Raw genomic sequence first — 6126 nt, forward strand, 5'->3', positions numbered from 1 at the left:
TCGGGGATGCCGGCCCGCCGCGTCCACTAGCCTGCAGCTGACAGGTCTGTCGACTTCAATACCTACGGAAGGGGTGACCGTGGAGGTCAAGATCGGTATTACGGACAGTCCGCGCGAGCTGGTGCTCTCCAGCGCGCAGACGCCGGCCGAAGTCGAAGAGCTGGTCAGCGCGGCGCTGAGCGAGGGGCCGGGCCTGCTGAGGCTGAACGACGAGCGGGGCCGCCGCTTCCTGGTGCACACCAGCAAGATCGCCTATGTCGAGATCGGGCCAGCCGATTCGCGCCGGGTCGGCTTCGGTATCGGCGCCGAAGTCGGCAAACTCACCGGGAAGGGCGCTAAAGGCGAGTAAGCGGCACGTGTGACAGCCCGCCCCAGGCGAACTGGACCGTGCCCTCGACGGCGTCCGCCTTGGAGATCGGGCGGTCGGAGTCCAGCCAGTAGCGGGCGCAGTCGACGCTGATGCCGACCAGCCCCACCGCGATCATCCGGGCGCGGTGCGGGTCCAGGCCCGAGTCCGCGCTGATCAACGCGAACACCGCGTCGATGCACGACTCGGTGGCGACCCGCACCTGCGCGGCCACCTCGGGTTCGGTGACGTAGTCGTTCTCGAAGATCAGGCGGTAACCCTGGCTGTCGTGCTCGATGAAGTCGAAGAACGCCTGGACCGCCGCGTGCAACCGCCTGCGGTTGTCGGTGGTGGTGTTCAACGCCTGCTGCACGCCGGAGACCAGGTTCTCGACGTGCCGGGCGAGCACCGCCAGGTAGAGCTCGAGTTTGCTCGAAAAGTGTTGATACAAAACCGGTTTGCTGACCCCGGCGCGCTCGGCGATCTCGTCCATACCGGCGGCGTGATAGCCGCGGTCGACGAACACATCGCTGGCCACGATGAGCAGCTGGCCCCGGCGCTCGTCCCGGGGCAACCGGTTGCCGCGTCGGCTCGAGGCCGCGATGCCGTCCCCGGGCCGACCGCGGTCGGCCGACTTGACGGCACGCCGCGCCGCGGGTTTGGCGAGTTCGCTCATCGAGTCCTCATCTGATGTGTCGGCAACCGGCCGCCGGCACCAGTGGGCCAGCCGCGCGCGGCTCGTTGCGAGAGACATTACTACCCGAGCCATGCCCGCCGTTGTCGTCGCCGCCGTCGTCGCAGGCAGAAAGCGGTGTCGCCCGGCGCATTCGGGCGCGCCAAGGACGGCCGCACCGGCCGACTGTGTAATCCTGGGGAAATGACGTCCCAGCGGCCTTCGCGCGGCACCGGTCGCGTGCCGGTGCTGCGGGACGAGTGGCGGGAACCGCTTCGCGCCCTGCGCGACCCGGTCGCCCGCGACGCCGGACGGGCAAGGGCCGACCGGGAGCGGCCGCGGCAGTGGCGCAAACAGACCTGGCTGGGACGGTTCGTGTCCACCTACGGCTGGCGCGCGTACGCGCTGCCCGTTCTGGCGGTGGTGACCGTGCTGGTGGTCTACCAGACGATCACCGGCACCAGCGCCAGGAAGCCGGCAGCCAATCAGCCCATCCAGAGCCCGCAGGCGATCGGCGCGGTGGGCACGTCGATCATCGACGCGCCGCCACGCGGACTCGCGGCGTTCGACGCGAACCTGCCCGCCGGGACGCTGCCGGACGGCGGCCCGTTCACCGAGGCGGGCGACAAGACATGGCACGTGGTGCCCGGCACGACGCCGCAGATCGGCCAGGGCACCGTCAAGGTGTTTCACTACACCGTCGAGGTGGAGAACGGCATCGACGAGACCATGTTCGGCGGCGACACCGCGTTCGCCGAGATGGTCGACCAGACGCTGGCCAACCCGAAGGGCTGGACCCACAACCCGCAATTCGCGTTCATCCGGATCGACGGAACCAATGGCGGAAACCCCGACTTCCGGATCTCCCTGGTGTCCCCGGTGACGGTCCGGGAGGGCTGCGGCTACGAATTTCGCCTTGAGACGTCCTGCTACAACCCGTCGTTCGGCAAGGACCGGCAGTCGCGGGTCTTCATCAACGAGGCGCGCTGGGTGCGCGGGGCCGTCCCCTTCGAGGGTGACGTCGGTTCGTATCGCCAGTACGTGATCAACCACGAGGTCGGCCACGCCATCGGGTACGTGCGCCACGAACCCTGCGAGCAGCAGGGCGCTTTGGCGCCGGTGATGATGCAGCAGACGTTCTCCACGTCGAACGACGATGCCGCCCAGTTCGACCCGGATTTCGTCAAGGCCGACGGGAAGACCTGCCGATTCAACCCCTGGCCGTTCCCGATCGCCTGACCGGTGAGTTGAATTCATTGCCGTGCACTTCTGCGGCTGATGTGATGGTTGTGGACGACGAACCGCAGATCGAGACCGAGGAGATGTTCGGGCGTGTCGACATCCCAGACCGCACTGCCGCCTCTCGTGGAGCCGGCGGGGGAGCTGACCCGCGATGAGGTGGCCCGCTACGGCCGCCATCTGATCATTCCCGACCTGGGCGTGGACGGGCAGAAGCGGCTCAAGAACGCCCGGGTGCTGGTGATCGGCGCCGGCGGGCTCGGCGCGCCGGCGCTGCTGTACCTGGCCGCGGCCGGCGTCGGAACGATCGGCATCGTGGATTTCGACGTCGTCGACGAGTCCAACCTGCAGCGCCAGATCATCCACGGCGTCGCCGACGTCGGGCGGTCCAAGGCCCAATCCGCGCGGGAGTCGATCGCCGCGATCAACCCGCTGGTCCGGGTGCGCCTGCACGAGTTCCGGCTGGACTCGAGCAACGCCGTCGACCTGTTCGCGCAGTACGACCTGATCGTGGACGGCACCGACAACTTCGCCACCCGGTACCTGGTCAACGACGCCGCCGTGCTGGCCGGCAGGCCGTACGTGTGGGGGTCGATCTACCGGTTCGAGGGTCAGGTCTCGGTGTTCTGGGAGGATGCGCCCGGCGGTCGGGGCCTCAACTACCGCGACCTCTACCCCGAACCGCCGCCGCCCGGCACGGTGCCGTCGTGCGCGGAGGGGGGCGTGCTGGGCATCGTGTGCGCCTCGGTCGCATCGGTGATGGGCACCGAGGCGATCAAACTCATCACCGGGCTCGGAGAGTCGCTGCTGGGCCGGTTGATGCTCTACGACGCGCTGGAAATGTCCTACCGCACCATTGCGATCCGCAAGGACCCTGCGGCGCCGAAGGTCACCGAGTTGATCGACTACGAGCAGTATTGCGGCGCGGCGGCCGGCGACGTCGGTTCGCCCGTCGCCGGCTCCGCCATCACCCCGCGGGAACTGCGGGAGCTGCTGGATTCGGGCAGGAAGGTGGCGCTGATCGACGTCCGCGAGCCGGTCGAATGGGAGATCAACCACATCGACGGGGCCCAGTTGATCCCGCAGTCCTCGATCGATTCCGGTGACGGTCTGGCAAAGCTGCCGCAGGACCGGATGCCGGTGCTGTACTGCAAGACGGGTGTGCGGTCGGCCGCGGCCCTGGCGGCGGTGCGCAAGGCCGGATTCTCCGACGCGGTGCATCTGCAGGGCGGCATTGTGGCGTGGGCGCAGCAGATGCAACCCGACATGGTCATGTACTGACCCGATACGGCGTGCTTATGGGCGGCGACCCGCCGCGCCCGGCTTCGCCGCGCTCGCGATCGCCGCAGTGCTTTTGGGCGGCGACCCGCCGCGCCCGGCTTCGCCGCGCTCGCGATCGCCGCAGTGCTTTTGGGCGGCGACCCGCCGCGCCCGGCTTCGCCGCGCTCGCGATCGCCGCAGTGCTTATGGGCGGCGACCCGCCGCGCCCGGCTTCGCCGCGCTCGCGATCGCCGCAGTGCTTATGGGCGGCGACCCGCCGCGCCCGGCTTCGCCGCGCTCGCGATCGCCGCAGTGCTTATGGGCGGCGACCCGCCGCGCCCGGCTTCGCCGCGCTCGCGATCGCCGCAGTGCTTATGGGCGGCGACCCGCCGCGCCCGGCTTCGCCGCGCTCGCGATCGCCGCAGTGCTTATGGGCGGCGACCCGCCGCGCCCGGCTTCGCCGCGCTCGCGATCGCCGCAGGTCCCCTCGTCTAAGCTTCCCGTGTGAATGTCGAGCCACCGCCGGAGCATGTGCTGGCGGCGTTTGGTTTGACCGGTGTGCAGCCCGTCTATCTGGGCGCTAGCTGGGAGGGCGGCTGGCGCTGCGGCGAAGTCGTCCTGTCACTGGTAGCCGACCACGCCCGGGCGGCCTGGTCGGCCCGGGTGCGGGAGACGCTGTTCGTCGACGGGGTTCGGCTGGCCCGCCCGGTCCGCTCGACGGACGGCCGATACGTGGTTTCCGGGTGGCGGGCGGACACCTTCGTCGCCGGAACGCCCGAGCCCCGCCATGACGAGGTGGTCTCGGCGGCGGTACGCCTGCACGAGGCCACCGGCAAACTGGAACGCCCCCGATTCCTGACCCAGGGGCCCACCGCGCCGTGGGGCGACGTCGACATCTTCATCGCCGCCGACCGCGCCGCCTGGGAGGAACGGCCGCTGGCCTCCGTGCCCCCGGGCGCCCGGACCGCTCCGCCGACGGCCGACGCCCAGCGGTCGGTGGAGCTGATCAACCAGCTGGCCACCTTGCGCCGGCCGACCAAGAGCCCGAACCAGGTGGTGCACGGAGACCTTTACGGCACAGTGCTTTTCGTCGGCACCGCGGCCCCGGGCATCACCGACATCACCCCCTACTGGCGGCCCGCGTCCTGGGCGGCCGGTGTCGTCGTCGTCGACGCCCTGTCCTGGGGTGAGGCCGACGACGGACTCATCGAGCGCTGGAACGCGTTGCCGGAATGGCCGCAGATGTTGTTGCGCGCCTTGATGTTCCGGCTCGCGGTCCATGCGTTGCATCCGCGGTCGACGGCCGAGGCGTTCCCCGGGCTGGCCCGCACCGCGGCGCTGGTCCGGCTGGTTCTCTAGCGACCGAAGTCGTGACGGATTTCGCGCAGCGCGATCCTGCCGTCGGTGGCTAGGACGCCCTCGGCGCGCAGTAGCTCCAGCTGCCGGGTGGTCAGGTGACGCGCCGGGCGCCCCGAGGCGGTGATCACCCGGTGCCACGGCAAATCCGAGGAGTCGGTCCGCATGATCCACCCGACGATGCGCGGGCTGGAAAGCCCTGCGACGTCGGCGATGTCGCCGTAGGTCGCGACCCTGCCGGACGGTATCGCCGCGACCAGCGCGCGCACCCGCTCGATCTGCTCGTCGGTCACCGGCGCCACGATCAGCCGGCTCCCAGCAGCTCGCGCGTCAGCGCCGCCACCTCCGCCGGCGCCGCGTAGGGCACCATGTGGTTGCAGTCGAAGTCCAGCAGCCGGAACCCCGATCCCAACCGGTCCTGCAGGCCGGTGATCAACTGGTCGCCGACGTACGGCGGCGACGTGCGCTTGGCCCGCACCAGCACCGTCGCCGTCCCGGCCGGCGGGAACACGATGTCGCGAGCCAGCTCGCTCCAGTACGCCATCATCGCCGGCAGGCTGACGCGCCAGCCGTACCGGCCGCCCGGCAGCTCGATCAGGTGCTCGTCGATCTCGGCGTCGAGCAGGGCGGGGTCCACATCCGACCAGGAGCCGTGCAGCTTTTCCAGGCGCGCCTCCCCGGCGTCGGGGTAGTCGGGCGAGGACAACATCGCGTCGGCGATCTCGCGCATCCACGCGCCGTCCAGTCCGACCGCCGGGTCGAGGAGCAGCAGCGCGGCAACGAGGTCCGGCCGCGTCGCGGCCAGCTGCATGGCGAGCCCGCCGCCGAAGGAGTGTCCCACCACCAGCACCGGCGCCTCGGCCACGTCGTCGAGCAGCGCGGCCATCGCGGCGACGTTGGCGTCGATGCTCCACGGCGCGTCCCACGACGACCTGCCGTGGCCGATCAGATCCGGTGCGGCGAAGGCGATTTCGGGCAGCAGGCCGGCCAGCTGCTGCCAGCGCTGCCCGTGGCCGGTCAACCCGTGCAGCGCCAGCACGCGCACCGGACCGGGCGGCCCGTAACGGTGTACGTGGAGGTCGGCGGTCACCGGTCGACCGCGCCGGCCGTGGACACGGCCGCTCGCGGGCTCAGCGCCCGTCCTCCCACTCGTCGTCGGTGGGGACGACGTAGGCCTGCTCGATCACGTCGGCCTCGTTCGCCTCGCGGTCGGCGGTGGTCAGATATTCGGTGTCCAAGCCGGCCTCGTCAT

General features: G+C 70.5%; 7 protein-coding genes and 1 pseudogene. 4 read left to right on the forward strand and 4 right to left on the reverse strand.

Annotation, left to right across the window (positions count from 1 at the left end):
* Positions 1–79: 79 nt before the first annotated feature.
* Complete coding sequence (locus A5713_RS19410) at positions 80–349, forward strand: DUF3107 domain-containing protein (protein ID WP_067921359.1); 270 nt, start codon at positions 80–82, stop codon at positions 347–349.
* Here A5713_RS19410 and A5713_RS19415 read toward each other — a convergent pair.
* On the reverse strand, positions 336–1022 hold the full coding sequence (locus tag A5713_RS19415; protein ID WP_067921339.1) for a TetR/AcrR family transcriptional regulator: 687 nt from the start codon (positions 1020–1022) through the stop codon (positions 336–338). The two genes, A5713_RS19410 and A5713_RS19415, sit on opposite strands and share 14 nt — an antisense overlap.
* 201 nt (positions 1023–1223) lie before the next feature.
* Here A5713_RS19415 and A5713_RS19420 point away from each other — a divergent pair, with 201 nt between their 5' ends.
* The 3 genes from A5713_RS19420 to A5713_RS19430 all read left to right on the forward strand — a co-directional run bounded on the left by A5713_RS19420 (position 1224) and on the right by A5713_RS19430 (position 4877).
* Positions 1224–2258, forward strand: coding sequence for a DUF3152 domain-containing protein (locus A5713_RS19420; RefSeq protein WP_231980525.1), 1035 nt, complete (start codon positions 1224–1226; stop codon positions 2256–2258).
* A gap of 93 nt (positions 2259–2351) precedes the next feature.
* Positions 2352–3539, forward strand: a complete 1188-nt coding sequence (gene moeZ, locus A5713_RS19425; protein ID WP_068098033.1) for an adenylyltransferase/sulfurtransferase MoeZ — start codon at positions 2352–2354, stop codon at positions 3537–3539.
* Positions 3540–4022: 483 nt separating this feature from the next.
* Positions 4023–4877, forward strand: coding sequence for a TIGR02569 family protein (locus tag A5713_RS19430; protein WP_067921345.1), 855 nt, complete (start codon positions 4023–4025; stop codon positions 4875–4877).
* Here the strand turns inward: A5713_RS19430 and A5713_RS19435 are convergent.
* From A5713_RS19435 to A5713_RS29750, 3 genes and pseudogenes are all read right to left on the reverse strand, one after another.
* Positions 4874–5176: an MGMT family protein gene (locus A5713_RS19435; protein ID WP_067921347.1), complete on the reverse strand. Its 303-nt coding sequence runs from the start codon at positions 5174–5176 to the stop codon at positions 4874–4876. The genes A5713_RS19430 and A5713_RS19435 overlap by 4 nt on opposite strands.
* 2 nt (positions 5177–5178) lie before the next feature.
* The gene (locus A5713_RS19440) at positions 5179–5964 is read right to left on the reverse strand and encodes an alpha/beta fold hydrolase (RefSeq protein ID WP_067921349.1); all 786 of its coding nucleotides are present in this window, start codon (positions 5962–5964) and stop codon (positions 5179–5181) included.
* A gap of 40 nt (positions 5965–6004) precedes the next feature.
* Positions 6005–6126: pseudogene (locus A5713_RS29750) on the reverse strand (hypothetical protein); the annotation flags it as partial.

Origin of the sequence: Mycobacterium sp. E2497, assembly GCF_001668695.1 — a bacterium.
In the GTDB taxonomy this organism is placed as follows: domain Bacteria; phylum Actinomycetota; class Actinomycetes; order Mycobacteriales; family Mycobacteriaceae; genus Mycobacterium.